This window comes from Paenibacillus sp. UASWS1643 (assembly GCF_008693195.1).
Classification (GTDB): Bacteria; Bacillota; Bacilli; order Paenibacillales; family Paenibacillaceae; genus Paenibacillus; species Paenibacillus amylolyticus_B.
The window spans coordinates 1-17375 of the sequence record NZ_VXKZ01000109.1 but is presented as its reverse complement, the minus strand read 5'-3'; the positions used below and the strand labels follow the sequence as shown (position 1 = coordinate 17375).

Sequence of the window (17375 nt, the reverse complement as noted above, 5' to 3'; positions counted from 1 at the left end):
TCTTAACGCTCAGAACCCTGTCGCTCCACTGGCAGCGATGAGGTCAGGGGTTCGATCCCCTAGGCTCCATAATTAAGAACGCCATCACGTTATGTGATGGCGTTTTTTTGTGGTGAAATAAATCAGACACATGCATTAATTAATTAATTAAATAAGTAGAATTTTTGGATTTGGGGACGAGCTTGGGGACGAATATTCTAGATGTCAAAAAAAGTGCAGTTTGAAAATAAGGAGACCCTTCCGGCTAGATATTGTCCAGCCGGGAGGGGTCACCTTAATTCTGTATACGCTTTCAATTAGCCAGATATTCAACGAACCGTACAGCGATTGTGGCTACTTCGGCGCGGGTGGCGGTGGCTTTGGGAGCAAAAAAGTTGCCCGGTTTGCCTAATACAATGCCGTTGCCTTGCAGCGCCTGAACGGCCTCCAACGCCCAGGAGCTGATCTCACTCTCGTCCGTGAAGGATTTAGAGTGGCTTTCAGGTATCTCATAGCCCTTGTACTTCATGTAGTTGTACAGTATCACCAGCATCTGTTCGCGTGTCATCGGTGAATTGGGGTCAAACAGGTCTGCATTTGCACCGTTGACTATGCCTTTTTCGGCCGCCCACTCGGTTGCCGCCGTGTACCACTGTCCGTCCGTCACGTCGCTAAAGCGGGAACTTGTGTAACTGGAAAGGTTTACGTTCTGAAGATTGGCCAGTACCTGCACGAACATGGCACGCGTCATTGCGGTGCCCGGTGAGAACGTCGTGGACGTCGTGCCATTGAAAAGATCGTATGTGTAGGCGAAATTTATATCGTTGTAGAACCAGTCGTTCATGGTGGCATCCCTGAAAGGGTTGCCCGATACCACCAGGAAGCCGATTGGGGTGGCGTCATCGAACGACAGCTCCGTACCCTCACGTATGTTCAGCGACAAGCCGTTGTCTAAGCTTACTCTTGCGCCGGTCAGTCCTACCACAACCGCGCCGCTACTCCGTATCTTCGATCCCACGTTGATATACACTTGATTACCGTTTGGCAGATTCACATGCGCACCTTTGCCGCCTACTGTGATCGTACCGTCGCTCGCGATCGTCGAGCCGCCCGAGATGGTCACTGTGCTGTTGCCGCCGGGTAGTGTAACTTCGGCGCCTTTGTCTACTGGAATGGTTACCTGACCGTTTGCGTCTATCGTTGTGCCTTCGGGCACCTTAATCTTCGTCCCGCCTTTGGTCGCAATCTCGCCGCCACCGGGGAGGGTGGTGTTGCCATTTTTGTCTGTGACCGCGGGTTTATCCTTCGGTGTATTCACTGTGTAGGTCGACTTCGACGTTCCAGCGTCTGTCCCGGTGCCCATATTGTTCGTGTTGTGTGTATTACCACTGTTGTTTGTATTACCGGTGTTGCCCGTATTGCCGCCAGAATCAGGCACAGTGGGAGTCGTCGTCTTCATTGGTGTCGCCGTAGCACTGATCTCCGCGCCGTCGCCCTTCGCGTTCACCGCGATGATGGTGAAGTTGTAGCCTTGGCCGTTTGTCAGCTTGTTGAAGGTATATTTGGTCTCCGCCGCATCCAATGCAACCGGTGTTACATTTCCATACCATACCTTGTAGCCCAATATCGCGCTGCCACCATCGTCAGCAGGAGCATTCCAGCTCAATGTGACCTGTCCGTCACCCGCTGTCGCTTTGAAGCCGCTCGGAGCACCGGGCACGACTGGTTTTCTTTGCGCGAACATCCAATCAAAGACGTCTGTGTAGTCATTGTTCCAAGCCGGCAAGTTAGAGGACTGCGCCGTGGGGGCTATACTCCAAGTTCCCATAGTGATCTGGTTATAAAGCACCGCCGCTTCAACTTCATGCGCTATATAATCAGCCAGAACAGGTGTGTTGGCAGGATTCGGCCTCAGATTCGGCTGATCAAACTGATTGTAGGGCCACGTAAGTGCCTCATTACTCTCAAAGCGCGAAGCCCTCGCGTTGATCATTTTCGGCATATTGTTATTGATAAAGTTATTGAGGTTAGTCTGGTAGCCTCCGACATTATGAGCATTTAAAAACATCCAATAGGCCAGGTTGTTGTGAGCGTCATTGTCCTTAGCGTTCGGTGAACCGCTTACCGGGGCCATAGGTGCGGCGGCAGCGAAGAAGCCAGGGTAGCTGTTAACTAAGTTGTTCGTATACTGGCCGCCCCAGGAGAAGCCTGCTGCGTAAACACGGTTAGGGTCTACTTCGCCGCTGGCAATCAGGGCGTCCATGACCTTCTTAACATTCTCTGTGGAGGGAACAGATACGCCATTATAGGAAAGATTCAGTACATGGCTGGCGTACTTATCGGGATTTTGCTCCATCTTTTTCATTAAAGCGACGGAGCCGTTAGCGGATTTCATGGCGGCTTTTTGGTCTGTCGCAGCGTTTGTGCCGCCGCGTGACATGCCGTGGGTATATACATAGAGCGGCAATCCGTTCATCACGTTACCGTCTTCATCCTTGTGAAGGTAGAGCGAACGATTGACCGAATTGTCCGTGAATGTTGTAAATTTATCAAGGATTGGATTCACCACTTTTTCCTGTTCAAAAACTACGTTGTGAAGCGGATTCCCTTCAGTCAGTATGATCTCACCCTTTTGGACAAGAGTGTAGACCTGATTTGTCGAGTTACTGCTGCCATCCAGCGTTGTACTGCCGCCGCTCTCTGAATAAAACTCAGACTCAACAACGATGTAACGACCGCTCGCCAGTCCGTCCTGATAATCTGGGAATGGCTAATCGGCCCGACATAGCCGCGTACCTTTGGCTCGTCATTAGCGTATACCCTTGTGATTTTGCGTGGTCCTTCAAAGGTCACTGCTTCGCCGTTCAGGGTCGTGTTCCTAGCCGATAAGGCAAACAAGTCCGGATTAAGCGCGGAGCCTAACGCCGACTTCCCCTCGCCTAAGTCGATGATAACAGCCGTTGTGTACTCGCCACTGGCGAAGTTGTCATTCCATACGATAAAGGGAAGTATCCCCGCGTCCGGATCGTTTTTGAATGTCACATGAATAGTATGATCAGCCTCAATATTCGTAAAGGTATAAGTGCCAGCAGATAGAGTGACGCTCTCGCCGTCTACCGCTACGGTATCCACAATTTTGCCGTAATCGGGGGCAAACGTAATTTCTTTGTTAGAGCCCCGATCTACTCTCAGGACATCGCCGGGTGGGTTCGACATGATTGAGCCGCCCGGTCCCGCAGTGGCGGTAATTGATAATCTGGTGTCTAATTCATTGGCTGGGATGAGCTGCAGGCCGTCTGTAAATGAATCAGAGCTGGTATAAGCTGTGTCTGGAACTCCAAAAGAGGAAACGACTTCATAGCGATCACCGCCGTTTTCCGTCGAGTTATTGATGTAAACCTCAAAGGTAAGCTTTCCCTCCTCAAAGGTCAAATTTCTTTTTGGTATTCTCATTTCCACAATATATCCGGTTTCCGTGATCTGGGTCCATGCAGCCCTGCCTGGAGCGGCCTGCCCTGAAAACACACCCGTCGAGCTGACGCGCCATTGATTCGAGCCTCCGGTTCCGGCACCAACATAAAACTCCAGGCTGTCATACCGGTGATCTGCGCCAGCTCCCTGATATAGATTACTGTCATTCACAACTATGCGGGCATACAGGTAGTCATGATCCCAAAGGATTCTTGCTGTGCCCGTGGCATGGGGTCTGGGGTCGGTAGGTACCGTGCTTTTGTTGATGTGATGCTCCAGTGTTTGGCCCCAAAGTGGGTCGTTTGCCCCGAGTTCGGGAGTTCCAAAAATGGCGGTGGGTGTTTCATTCGCTTCTGCGTTCCCGATGTTGTCAGTGGCGGCAGCATGGCTGGTAGGCATTAGCGACGCCACCATGACCAAGCAACAGAGGAACGCGAGCATTCTGCAAAGTCGTTTTGGCATAAATGAAAATCCTCCTTATTTTTTCGATCCGGTGCGCTCATGGCTTGCCCGCATCGTATTCGGACACGTTGTCAATATTGACAAGCGCCCAACTATATATATTAAGTTCATCAGGGGTTCAATCCTTTAATTTACAGATAAACCATACGTATACATCCAGGACGGCAGAGATGCCGTTTTATTGTTTTGATAATCTTGTAGCATCTGTGCATGTAGATTGCTTCATATGAATGGTGTTGCAGTCTGCAATCATTTCAAATTGCAATAAAATAATCCACCTTATGAACAAGAAACTACATTGAATTGGAAGGGTGGAAGACGTAATATGAGAAGAAATGTAAGCGTATTCATTTTAGGATGTTTCTTTAGCTCCTTGATCGAGGTGGTCTTGTTTTAAAGGTGAAATAAGGATTACGTGCTTTTGAATATTAAACGAGGGGAAGAATGCTATGCGAAAGCGGATTTCAATCATAACGTTAGCTTTACTTTTGACCTTCAGTAACTGTTTGAGTCTTGTTCTGCCATTTAATAATCAAGCTTCAGCGGACGCCATAACACCAACGATGTTGGCTCATTATCCATTGCTTGAGGATGTACAGGATACATCCGGTAATGGCAAACATGGAACGGCTATAGGCCACATTACATATGCCGATGGTCTTACTCTACCTGGAGGAACAGATAGTACTACGAACTACGTGCAGCTTCCTATTGGATTGTTTGATCATCAAGAAGATACAACGATTTCTGTATGGATCAAAAGTAACACGGGAAGCGGGAACTACGCAGCATTGTTCTACGGTACGCCAGCAGCTGAAAATAAATTGCCAACGAATTACTGGATGTTTAATCCATCGAATCCAAGTGGTGATTTCAAGTCCGTATTTACGGATCGCAATAATATTGACCAGCCTTGGACGACAGAGGTAGGAGTATCAGGCACTTCTACGTCACAGTACGAAGGTCAATGGGTTCATTATACGACGGTCATTACAGAACGCTCTATTACAGGTTACATTAACGGTGTAAGTATCGGCACGGCCGCCAAAGAGAAAACAACAGCCAGCTTTGGTACGGATTTGCAAGCTTACATCGGTCGCTCCAATTATCTAGGGGATGCTACTTTTGCAGGTAGCTTTCAAGATTTAAGAATTTACGGAGAGGCACTAAGTAGTGAATATATCGCTGAAGTATATGAACAATCATTTAATGAAAAGCAAGTACAACAAGGCAAATTAGAGCTAACGTTAGGTGATGTATCTGCCGTGACAGAATCTCTTGAACTTCCTTCTGCCAATAAGTATGGCGCATTGATATCATGGACTTCCAGTGATGAAAGTGCGATGAGTCCAACCGGGGAAGTGTTCTTACGAGAAATGGAGCAACAAGTGAGGTTAACTGCAACCATTTCTTTAGGTGGAAGCCAGGCAACGAAGGAGTTCGTGGTTACCTTACCACCTAAGGATGACTCTACTCAGCAGATTGCCGTTAAAGGTGTTTCGCTTAATGAATCTACACTTCGTTTATCCGTGGGGGACAGCGAGACATTAGTGGCTACGATTTCACCTTCAAATGCAACCAATAAAAGAGTCGTCTGGACATCTAGTGACTTAAGTGTAGCGGTTGTCAATTCAACGGGTAAAGTTACAGCGGTTAGTGATGGTAATGCCACAATTACGGTACAGACTGAAGATGGAGAGTTTACAGCTACATCAGCCGTTACCGTTAAGGGAAATTCGCTAAAAGATGATCTGCTTCTTCATTATGACATGAAAACGACTACAGAAGTAGACGGTCAACTCGTACTAAAGGATGTTGCCAACAAGGAAGTTACCTTTGATGGGATATTTAAAAATCCAAACAATGGACAATTCATTTCAAATAGTGAAGTTGGCTTTATTTCCTTCAATGGTGGAAGTTCTACATCGAATAGTGGATATGTTGAGATCCCTAAGGGCTCCAATGGACTAGATTTATTACAAGGTCTGAATGAAATAACCGTATCTTCCATCGTGAACTGGACGAATGATGGTACGAATCGCTGGATTTTCGGTCTGGGTACGGTGTTAACACCGGAAACGAACAAATATTTTTTTGTAACCCCACGTCACGGTAGTGGATCAGGCAATATGATCGCTACAGGTATCTCCAAAAATGGCTGGCCGAATGAAGCATTAGTTACAGGTGGCGCAAACTCAAACCTGATCGGTGGACAGTGGAAGCATGTATCGGTGTCCTTCTCTGAAGCTAGCAACAAGATGATATTATTCGTGGATGGAGCTAAGGTTGCTTCAGGTAATACGAAGGGACTAAAGCTGTCAGACATTATTAATCCGGATGCTACGTTCTCTGGCTTTATCGGTAAGTCCATCTTCGAGAACGATCCATACCTTCAAGGTAGCGTGGCTGATTTCCGAGTATATGATCGTGCGTTGACGGAGCAAGAAATGAGCGAGTTATTTCAACAAGAAGCAGCAACTCACATCTTAAAAATACGTCAGCTCACTGTTGATGATGCAGCGAATCAACTTAACATCGGTCATTATTTAGACGAGGCAGATCAGAGTGCTGACAAGATAACGAGAAACGTTAATTTACCAAGAAGTGGTAAAAATGGCGTAAACATCACTTGGAGTTCTAGTCATCCTACGGTCATTTCTAACAGGGGCACTGTACAACGTCCGGCTGTTCAAGCAGGTGATGTTCAAGCAGAGCTTACGGCTACTTTAACGTATCAAGGCGTATCTACAACTGCTGTATTCCCTGTTACGATCTTGAAGCAATTCGATGATCAGCAGAAGGTTGATCTGGACGCTGAACAATTAGAGATCTACAACGCGGACAATGTTAAAGGGAACTTACGTCTTGTCACTACAGGTGAACAAGGCTCCACCATTACATGGACATCCAGCAGGCCGGCGGTTGTTAAAGGAACGGCTGAAGCGGCTGGTAACGCTACACAATTAGGCTGGGTGAGCCGTCAAACTACGGATATACCCGTTACGCTAATCGCTACGATTACGAATGGTACAGCTTCGAAAGAGCTAACGTTTAACGTTACGATTAGAAAAGCAGCTGCGCCAGTAAAACCTGATGCGTACTTCTTTGCGTACTTTACAGGTGAATATGAGGGTGGTGAAGAGATCTCCTTCGCTACAGCGGAAGATCCATTGTTCTGGAAAGCGCTGAATAATGGAAAGTCGATCCTGAAATCGAATATGGGGGAAAAGGGACTTCGTGATCCATTCGTTATTCGGTCAGCAGAAGGTGATAAATTCTATATGCTGGCAACCGATTTGAAAATGGGTGAAAGTACAAATTTCGATCAAGCTCAAATAACAGGCAGTCATTACATGATGGTTTGGGAGTCAGAGGATCTCGTGAACTGGAGCGAGCAGCGAATGATCAAGGTGGCTCCTAAAACTGGAGGAAATACGTGGGCGCCAGAAGCGATCTATGATCCGGTAACTGGAGAGTATATTGTATTCTGGGCATCATCAATGAAAAACACAGAGACATATGGTGACTATAACGGAAGACCGGAAGGTCAGTACAATGTGATGTACTACGCGACAACACGAGATTTCTACACCTTTTCTGAGCCCAAGGTCATGATTGATGAATCACTTCCGACCATTGATACGACATTTATTGAGCACAATCATATGTTGTACCGATTCACCAAATCAGAAGTGAATACGAAAGTGTATGTGGAGAAGGCACCAAATTTCTACTATGACAAGGACGGTATTGCAGCAAATGGCCTTCAATACGAGGCTGTTCCGGGTACACGGGATAACAAACTCGGCTTGATCGGAAAAAACGGAAACAATGAAGGACAAACGATTTTCAAGGACATTCATAAGGACAAATGGTATCTGTTCCTTGATTCATGGCCATATCATGTACGTTATACAACAGATCTGGATAGTAGCACGCAATATATAAACAATGTGTTAAGTAGTGAACAATATGCACTTCCGCCAGGACCACGACACGGGACGGTAATTCCAATTTCACGTGCGGAGTATGATGCTTTGCAAGAGAAGTATGCATGGAAAGGTCCAGCACCATCAGCAGATCCGGTTGTACATTACTCATTTGATGCAAATACAGTGAATGGTACAACGTTGAATGACATTTCTGGTAATGGTCATCACGCAACACTCGTAGGTGGAGCAACGATTAATGAAGAGGATCGCATCGGTAAAACGGGTGGTGCATTAGAGCTTAATGGATCAACAGGATATGTGAAGCTGCCAGATCACTTGATTCAATCCTTGAATCTGGAGAAGGCTACGTTCTCTACATGGGTTCAAATGGACAGAAATCAGGCAAATCAAAGAATATTTGATTTTGCTTCCGAAACAGGCAGACAGGTTAACCGCAACACCATGTACTTGAGCACACAAGGGGATACAGGTAGTCTGGAGTTCGCTGTTGTAACCCCTTTTACAGAGAAATTTAGCAATGACAGCACGCGACTGGGACCAGAATATAAATATGCGGTGAGAAATTCCGGGTTATTACCAACGAAGACTTGGCAGCATGTTGCCATAACAATGGATGAATTTGATGCCGTATTGTATGTGAATGGTCAAGAGGTTAAACGCAGCTCGACATTTAACGTGGAGCCGCGAATGTTACTGGAAACAACGATGAATTATATTGGGAAATCGAGAAACAGCTCTCATAGTCTATTTGATGGTAAATTGGATGATTTCCGTATTTATAATCGTGCATTATCTGTTGAAGAGATTGCAACTTTAGCTAATGAAGACGTTACTCCTCCAGTTGAGCAGCCATCTGGGGCAGAGCTCATTCTTCACTACGATATGAATGATATCGATGGTGCAACGGTTGTTGACCAAACAGGAAACTTCAACGGAAAATGGATGAATCCGTCTAAAGCAGAATGGATTCGAACACAAGAAGCTGGTGTACTAAGCTTTACTGGTGGCACAACTAACTCTTATGTAGAGCTGCCACAAGGAGTTCTAGATGGATTAACGGATATGACCGTTTCATCCATTGTGAACTGGAGCGGTAAAAACGCTGCGGAGTGGTTATATGCATTAGGAAGACCAAACAATAATACGCACTATACGTATTTCACACCACGTTATAACGCTAACGGTCTGGCTCGCTTAGGTATCGCGACGAATGCCTGGAATAATGAGTCTTCAACTTCGACCACGGGCTTAAAGAATAATGAATGGAAATTCGTTACGACTGTTGTTTCAGGTACAGCTGGTACACTAACGCTTTATATTGATGGTGTTGCTGTTGCATCAGGATCAACGAATGGTATGACGTTAGAACAAATAAAAAATATCTCAGGCAGTAGTGGATACATTGGGAAGTCATTCTATGCAGCTGATCCATACTTCGGCGGGTTGATTGCAGACTTCCAGATCTATGATGGTGCTATGACTGCTGCGGATATTACATCACTTAAGGCTCAGGCAGATCAGAAGATTGCTTTACTGGAGGGCATGCTTGTATCGGCTGCGGCAGAGAAATTAACGATTGATGATCTCCTTGCTTCAAATACATCCAAAGATGCGATTATAAGCAATGTAATGTTGCCAACATCAGGTGCTTATGGCACAACAATAAGCTGGACTTCGGATAAGGGGAATGTAATCTCAACTACAGGGGCCGTAACCAGACCAGCGAACGCAACGGGCGATCAAGTTGTAACCTTAACAGCGGTATTTACAGATGGTACAGAGACAGTTAACAAAACCTTTACGTTGATGGTTAAGGCATTGCCGAGCGATGCCAATTCTGTAGATGAAGCAAAAGCAGCACTAGTCGTTCATAACATTACTGATGTGAGAGGTCATCTCTCATTACCAGCATCTGGACTGTATGGAACAACGGTTACTTGGGCTTCTGCTCAACCAAACGTCGTTTCAGTGACTGGTGAAGTACAACGTCCGGCGTACGGTAGTGGAGATGTAGACGTGAAGCTTACAGCTACGATTACATTAAATTCAGCATCCACTACAAAGGAATTTATGGCGAAGGTGAAGGAACGGCCTGCTGATGAAAAATATGCGGGATACTTCTTCACATATTTTACTGGAGAAGGTAGCTCAACAGGCGAGCAAGTTCACTTTGCACTAAGTAACGGCAATGATCCGTTGAACTGGCGAGAATTGAATAATGGTAAACCTGTATTGACCTCTACCTTAGGGGAGAAGGGAGTACGTGATCCATTCATTATTCGTTCGCCTGAAGGTGACAAGTTCTACATGATCGCTACCGATCTGAAAATTAACGGCAATGGTAACTGGGGCAGAGCACAGACATGGGGCAGTCGTTCCATTATGGTGTGGGAATCGAATGATCTGGTCAACTGGACAGATCAACGCATGGTAGAGGTTGCACCGGAAGAAGCGGGTAATACATGGGCACCAGAAATTATGTACGACAACACGACAGGTGAATATATCGTATTCTGGGCTTCAAGAATGTTTGATGATGCATCCCATACAGGTAGTGCATATCAAAAAATGATGTATAGCAAGACAAGAGATTTCTATACGTTTACTGAACCGCAAGTATATTTGGATTATGGATATTCCATCATTGACACAACGATGATTGAGCATGATGGAAAAGTGTATCGATTTACGAAGGATGAGCAGGACAACGGAGCTTCTGCTCCATTTGGCAAGATGGTCTTCCAAGAGGTTGGTAACTCGATCTTAGATCCAGGCTTCAAGATGATTAATCAAGGTGTGGGTAATATGAAATGGGTTGAGGGTCCAACGATCTTCAAATCAAATACAGATGAAAAATGGTATTTATTCGTAGATGAGTTTGGTGGAAGAGGTTATGTTCCATTCGAGACAACCAATCTTGCATCAGGTGTCTGGACATTATCTTCCAACTACAATTTACCCGCTAGTCCGCGTCACGGAACAGTAATTCCAATTACACAACGTGAGTATGATGCACTCAGTGGGAAGAACGTACCCGTTAGCGGAATTAGCTTGGACAAAACAACGTTGTCCATCGTAGAAGGTCAATCAGGGCAATTGACAGCTACCGTATTACCAGCTAATGCAACGAAAAAAGCAGTAACCTGGAGCTCTAGCAATCCAGCTGTAGCCACTGTAAGTGCGACAGGTCAAGTAACAGCTGTGGCACCAGGAACAGCAAGCATTACAGTAACTACAGTAGATGGTGGGTTATCATCCAGCGCTACAGTAACAGTAACACCATTGGTAGAACCGACTGCACCAGGAGAAGTGACAAGACCAAGTGTAACAGCAGGTAATCAGAAGCTGACTTTGAAATGGAGTAATCCTGCAGACATCGATCTGGTTGCCATTAAGATTACAGGTCTTGGAAATACAGAGTTTAAGACGGTAACGCTGAATCATGCCGCTAGCAGTTATGAAGTTACAGGACTTGCGAATGGTACGCGTTATGAATTCCGTATTACTACGGTAAACGCAGCAGGGAATGAATCCGCAGGGGTTGTGGTGTCAGGAACACCACAAGCACCAAGCAGTGGTAATGGAAATGGTGGCGGTGACGGTAATATCCCTGCACCTACAGCACCACCAGCTGCAGGTGGAAATGAGCCAGTGGTAATGGATAACGGCCAAATAAACATTAAGCCAGTCGCAAGTGAAAGCGGTGCTTTTAACGTGAAGTTAAGTGCGGATACAGTGAAGCGTGCGCTTGATCAAACAACAGGCGGTAAGCTACAGGTGCGAGTTGAAGGTGATCAAACATTGAACGGGCTAACGATTGAGTTAGCAGTAGATGCGCGCTTAACAAGTGGATCTTCTACGGTAGATCGCATCGAGATCAACACAAGCTCTGCAGTCGTAACCGTGGCAACCGAACTGCTCGGAACAGGAACAAGTGCAGGGAAAACGTTAGGATTGTCGATTAAGAAAATAACAGCTAATCAATTGCCAGCTAGTGCACAAGCGGGGCTAACCGGTGAGGTCGTATACGATATCGAGTTAACGATTGATGGTAAGAAGCTTACAGCGTTTGACGGCAGAGATGATCTCGTGATTGCATTGCCATACACCCTAAAAGCTGCCGAAAATCCAAACAACGTCATCGTATACGATGTGAAGGACAACGGAGAGCTAAGAGTGGTGACGAACGGTAAATACAATGCAGTGACAGGAAAAGTAGAGTTCAAGCCAACGTATCCAAGCAAATATACGGTAGCGTATGTTACAACGAGCTTTAAGGATGTGACCCAAGACTGGGCGAAGGATGCGATCTCGGGATTGGGAGCAAGAGGCATTGTGAAGGGTGTAGGCGACGGCGAGTTTAATCCGAAGGGTCAAGTAACAAGAGCAGAATTCATCACCATGCTGATGAAGTTGTTTGAGCTATCGGATGAGAGCGCAACGACAAGTTTTAGTGATGTGAAGCAAGGAGAATGGTACCATGGAAATATCGCAACCGCGCAGAAGCTGGGGATTGTGAATGGGAAACCAAATGGACGATTCGGAGTTCATGAGAACATTACGCGAGAAGATATGGCCGTTATGGTATACAAGGTGATCCAAATGAAGCAACTAGCGTTAGCAAGTGGGGAAGCTACTGCTTTCAAGGATGAAGCAAGCATCGCAAACTATGCGAAGCAAGCGGTAGAGGCAATACAGGGAGCAGGCATAATCAACGGTGTAGGTAACGATGAGTTTGCACCGAAGAAGAATGCCAGCCGTGCAGAAGCAGCAGTGATGATCTATAATGTGTTGGGTTTGATGTAGACACGTTAAGCAAAGGAACGCCATCACATTAAGTGATGGCGTTTTTTATTTGGAATACTGGGGAACTCAGTGTACAAGGAAGAGTTTTTGTTGTCTATTCAGAGGTACGCGCTTTTTGCCTTGTCTCAATTAATTTGAATACGTCATTCACGTCGAGGGAAAACATCATGCTCTCGCACGTTATCGGCTGGAAGTGGAATTCCAGCTTTTCTTTGCCGAATTGCTTCTCTAACTCCGTCCACTGCTCCGTTGACAATAATAGAAATGCCAACGTGTCACTGCCCAGGGATTCCATAAACCATCGAATCTAATATTGGGGAGCGATAATCTCCTCCATAGCCCGAACGGCACTGTCCCGATCAGTCCGATCATCGGCGAACGGAATCGTCAGTGTACGCTCGTCCGAACTTAACACGATATCGATGCCCCTTGGTTTGTCAATTCCATAATTTTACACTGGATTTGGTGAGATTCCGGCAGTTGACCGTTAAAGTAATGGATGATATCTCCTTCGTCTTCTCTCCAATCAATCCAGATTAACGACTCGTACTCGAAAACTGTTCTATGACGTCTTCATCAGACGAATGTTGCAAGATATGAATAATCGGTTGAAGCGTACTCATTGCCATCCCATTCCTTATATAAAGTTGATATACACTCTATATTATCTTATAGGATGGTCAGTTCTGAATAGGGCAACGGGCACACTGCCTTTCGGAAGTGGAACTATTCTCATCATTCAATTCGATGTTATGATAATGCAGAGTTGTCTTTTAAGTTTTTTTTTCAAAAATAGAAACATGTCAATTATACATATGGAGGTAATATCGGTTGAATACTCACTACTATTTCAGTTGGTTTAATGATTTTTTTCCAGAGAAGCTGGTCAAACGGTTGCAAGAGGATATCACAGTTAGAAAATCACTTGTGATGATAAGCGCTAAGCCGTCTGATTATGAAGGGGAGCAAGTGAACTTTGATGATATTACGGAATGGACTTGGTTAACGCAGGCTAACCTTAGTTTTGATGAATATCACTTCATTGATTATCGTATGCAGAAAGAAGAGGCTCATCAGTTGATTCGGAACGCTTCTGTCATTTTTATGTGTGGAGGATATCCTGTTCAGCAGCACGAGTTTTTGGCGGAATATGAACTATCCGATATTATTAAGAACAGTAACGCCGTTATCCTCGGTGCAAGTGCCGGTGCATTAAATATGGCTGCAAAATGGATATCTTCGGCAGATATTAACCCTAAGGATGAAACAACTACGTTTTATGAGGGTTTGAGCTTTGATCATTTCGCCTATGAATCTCACGCTAGACGCGACTACGGTACGTTTGTTGAAGGCTACTTGTCTCCACTATCTGAACAGATGAATGTTTATGCGGCAGAGCAGGAGAGTGCTATTCGTGTAAAGGATGGTAAAATTGATATCTTAGGCCCTGTATATTTAATTTCTGAATCTAAAATTCAGAAATTAATGGAAACGCTCTGATATACATACGGTTTGTAAACAGCTGCAGAGAATGAGCATTTTTAGACCGCCTTCAATGGCGGTTTTTTTTAGCTTTAAAGGTTTTGGATGCTCCTAGGGAATCAAAAAATATCTGGGTATAACAGCGATAGGAAAGTTATTCTGTCATCGGAGTGACTTGTGTAAAAAGGAAAAATTAGCTTGTTGCCTCTATCATCTTTTTCGGAAATGTAGCCAATCAATGATCTCATTACTTTAGCCTGATATCGGCTGGATTCTTCCTTGCAGATTTTCGGTATAGGCCAGATCACCCTCAGTAGTGATGGCGGCAGCCTCGATATGTTTCATTTGATTCACTTTATGAATAATAGAAAGCGCATCTAACCCGAATAATTCTGTCGTATAGATGTCGCAGTCCAGCGAACTATCCGCAATAATCGTTAAAGAAGCAATATTACTTTCGATCGGATATCCTGTTTTACTACTGAATATATGATGGTAATGCGTTCCTTCCTTCTCTAAAACTCGCTCATATATGCCGGAGGTAACGACGGATTGTTCCCTGATGCTAACGAGTGCGGCTGCATTGCCCCTGGGTAAAAAGGGATTCTGTATTCCCACGTTCCAGTGACTAGAATCGGAGGGGGAATCGCCATGAACAAGAACATTTCCGCCCATATCAATCATAGCGGAAGAAGCTCCATTTTTCTTGAAAAATGCCATAACTTGATCGGCAAAATAACCTTTAGCGATAGCTCCAAGGTCGATCTCCATGCCTTCTTTTAATAAATGTACTGTTTGCTGTTCATCGTCAAGTTGTATATGCTCCGGATTCAGGAGCTCCAGCATCGCTTTAATCTCTGTGTCCTCCGGCACATGTGCCTCACGGATACCAATTCTCTACTTGAAAGCGCTTCATTTTTGTGTAGACAAGAGAACATACCAGATGATATATTGTTTCTGTAAGAAACAATATTATTTTTGGTGAGAACTATATTATACGTGTCCATGGTGGGGCGGAGGAAATGAACTCTCGATGCTTAAGCTTGGACACCACAAAAAGGACGGGGAAAAGATGACTAAAATCGAGACAACAATTCAATCCTTTGACGGCACACAGCTTTATTTCAGCAAGGATACAGTGGAAAATGCCAAAGCCGCTGTCGTTATTGTACACGGATTAGCTGAACATACCGGTCGATATAATTATGTGACAGAGAAGCTGAGTCAGCGTGGATTTAACGTATATCGATTCGATCATCGCGGTCATGCCAGATCGGAAGGACAGCGTACGTTCTACAGTGATTTTCACCAGATCATAGAGGATGTCAACGTTGTGGTGGAGACTGCTTTGCAAGAAAGCGGCAATCTTCCGCTGTTTGTTATCGGACATAGTATGGGCGGCTTCGCAACCTCGTCTTTTGGAACGAAATATCCAGGCAAGGTTAAAGGTATCGTGTTATCCGGAGCGCTCACTCGTTACAATACAAAAGTTGCCGGAGAATTGCCTATGGATCTGCCTACAGGCACGTATTTCCCGAATGAGCTGGGAAGCGGCGTATGTAGTGATCCCGCAGTTGTATCTGCTTACGCGAATGACCCACTAGTGGAAAAGCAAATCTCTGTAGATTTGTTTAACAGTCTGGGAAATGGCATAACATGGCTGAAGGAGAACGCTGAACAGTTTATAGATCCCGTACTTGTTCTGCATGGGGCGAATGACGGACTAGTCAGTGAACAGGACTCTCGTGATTTTTACGGTGATATCGCTTCAACCGATAAAACACTCAAAATTTATGCTCATCTGATGCATGAGATATTTAATGAACCAACCCGTGATGACGTTATTGAAGAAGCGATTGCATGGATTGAAAAACGGATCTGATTTCAGTAGAGTAAGAGAGAGAATCTGAATGATGAAAGGGATTACCCATGAAATTAGATTGGATGGGCGACCATCGGGAACTGATTGAGAAAATTATCAAATACGGTAATGCGTACTCGAACACCTATAAGCTGCAGCGAAGTTATGGTACAGACATGATGTTCTCGGCTTCACAGATTCAGACGCTGGAATACATTCTGGAAGCCGAGGACAAAGAAGAGAAGATGTCGGAAATGGCCGCACGCCTGGGCGTAAGCCGCAGTACATTTTCCAAGAACGTGAAGAATCTGACGGAAAAAGGTCTGCTCGAAAAATTTCATTTAAGCGGCAATCGCAAAGACATATACGTCAAACCTTCGACGAAAGGTCGCGAGGTATATGCGAAGTATACCGAATTTGTAAGGGAGCTTTGCTTTGATGAGATTTTCAAGTATGCAGATCAGATTTCAGAAGCGGATAAGCAGAACTTTGTTCGCATCATGGATCTTTTTGCCGACGTGCTCGTCTGGTATGGTGAAAAGGAACAGGAAGCGCGCAAGTTAATCAGAATTGATTCCGATTAGGGCAGCGCCTAGTTTCGAGATAAAAGGGATTTTCCTCAAGGCTGTTCTGTGGCCGGAAAGGAAAATTCCTTTTTGCTTGCTCTGAAACACGAACCTTGAAATTAAGGGCACCAGCCCATTCCCTCCGCGAATGTCCGTCATACAGTATAAAGTGCTCTCGTGAACTGCTGTATGACAAATGTTGAATAGGGAGATGGATAGATTGAAATCAAAAACGAAACTGACCGGACGAGTGATCTTCAGAGGTGATCCAGGATATGAGGCCGCCCGAAAAAACTGGGACCCGCATACGGACAGATTTCCTAAAGTTTTTGTTTTTGCCCAACGGACGAAAGATGTCTCCAATGCCATCCGATGGGCCCGTGAAAACAATGTACCGATCAGGCCGCGGAGTGGCAGACATGCGCTTGAAGTCAACCTTTCACAGGTTAACGGCGGAATTGTGATTGATGTGAGTGATCTGAATTCCATCAAGCTTGATAAAAAAAATGGAACGGTTGTTGTTGGAACAGGAAACCGAGTGGGAAGAATTGCGAATACCCTTGCCAAGCAAGGTTTCATAGCTCCTTTTGGTGACAGCCCTACTGTAGGGATCGGTGGAATTACATTAGGTGGGGGAATTGGGCCTCTCCAGCGTACCATCGGTCTCATCAGTGATAACCTGCTTGAGGTAGAGATGGTGGACGCCAAAGGAAAAGTGCTTCGGGCTAATAAAAATCATAATGCAGATCTCTTTTGGGCCTCGCGGGGAGGCGGCGGTGGTAACTTCGGAGTATA

General features: G+C 45.3%; 9 protein-coding genes. 5 read left to right on the top strand and 4 right to left on the bottom strand.

The genetic code is table 11. The annotated features are described in order from the left end of the window. Positions 1 to 292: 292 nt before the first annotated feature. On the bottom strand, positions 293 to 2548 hold the full coding sequence (locus FE296_RS33405; RefSeq protein WP_223868903.1) for an S-layer homology domain-containing protein: 2256 nt from the start codon (positions 2546 to 2548) through the stop codon (positions 293 to 295). A gap of 44 nt (positions 2549 to 2592) precedes the next feature. Further along, the gene (locus tag FE296_RS33400) at positions 2593 to 3864 is read right to left on the bottom strand and encodes a sugar-binding protein (RefSeq protein ID WP_223868902.1); all 1272 of its coding nucleotides are present in this window, start codon (positions 3862 to 3864) and stop codon (positions 2593 to 2595) included. A 497-nt stretch (positions 3865 to 4361) separates the two neighbouring features. Here FE296_RS33400 and FE296_RS15650 point away from each other — a divergent pair, with 497 nt between their 5' ends. Continuing rightward, the gene (locus FE296_RS15650; RefSeq protein WP_150365548.1) at positions 4362 to 12671 is read left to right on the top strand and encodes an immunoglobulin-like domain-containing protein; all 8310 of its coding nucleotides are present in this window, start codon (positions 4362 to 4364) and stop codon (positions 12669 to 12671) included. A gap of 94 nt (positions 12672 to 12765) precedes the next feature. On the opposite strand, the gene FE296_RS32770 is transcribed toward FE296_RS15650, so the two are convergent. Further along, positions 12766 to 12966, bottom strand: a complete 201-nt coding sequence (locus FE296_RS32770) for a hypothetical protein (protein ID WP_190945261.1) — start codon at positions 12964 to 12966, stop codon at positions 12766 to 12768. A gap of 536 nt (positions 12967 to 13502) precedes the next feature. Between FE296_RS32770 and FE296_RS15645 the strand changes: the two genes are divergently transcribed. Beyond that, entirely contained in the window at positions 13503 to 14171 is a 669-nt protein-coding gene (locus tag FE296_RS15645; protein ID WP_150365547.1) for a Type 1 glutamine amidotransferase-like domain-containing protein, read from the top strand. 234 nt (positions 14172 to 14405) lie between these two features. Here the strand turns inward: FE296_RS15645 and FE296_RS15640 are convergent, their stop codons facing one another. Continuing rightward, on the bottom strand, positions 14406 to 15026 hold the full coding sequence (locus FE296_RS15640; protein ID WP_223868901.1) for an FAD:protein FMN transferase: 621 nt from the start codon (positions 15024 to 15026) through the stop codon (positions 14406 to 14408). 199 nt (positions 15027 to 15225) lie between these two features. On the opposite strand from FE296_RS15640, the gene FE296_RS15635 reads away from it, so the two are divergent. The 3 genes from FE296_RS15635 to FE296_RS15625 all read left to right on the top strand — a co-directional run. Further along, complete coding sequence (locus FE296_RS15635) at positions 15226 to 16035, top strand: alpha/beta hydrolase (RefSeq protein ID WP_150365546.1); 810 nt, start codon at positions 15226 to 15228, stop codon at positions 16033 to 16035. Positions 16036 to 16082: 47 nt separating this feature from the next. Then, the gene (locus tag FE296_RS15630; protein ID WP_150365545.1) at positions 16083 to 16598 is read left to right on the top strand and encodes a MarR family winged helix-turn-helix transcriptional regulator; all 516 of its coding nucleotides are present in this window, start codon (positions 16083 to 16085) and stop codon (positions 16596 to 16598) included. Between the two features lie 202 nt (positions 16599 to 16800). Beyond that, a partial coding sequence (locus FE296_RS15625) for an FAD-binding oxidoreductase (protein WP_150365544.1) occupies positions 16801 to 17375 on the top strand: 575 nt, incomplete at its 3' end.

Bases quoted from the DNA above. Each gene is read 5' to 3' on its own strand.
- FE296_RS33400 (WP_223868902.1), bottom strand. From the start codon at position 3,864: ATGGTGGCGTCGCTAATGCCTACCAGCCATGCTGCCGCCACTGACAAC.
- FE296_RS15650 (WP_150365548.1), top strand. From the start codon at position 4,362: ATGCGAAAGCGGATTTCAATCATAACGTTAGCTTTACTTTTGACCTTC.
- FE296_RS32770 (WP_190945261.1), bottom strand. From the start codon at position 12,966: ATGGAATCCCTGGGCAGTGACACGTTGGCATTTCTATTATTGTCAACG.
- FE296_RS15635 (WP_150365546.1), top strand. From the start codon at position 15,226: ATGACTAAAATCGAGACAACAATTCAATCCTTTGACGGCACACAGCTT.
- FE296_RS15630 (WP_150365545.1), top strand. From the start codon at position 16,083: ATGAAATTAGATTGGATGGGCGACCATCGGGAACTGATTGAGAAAATT.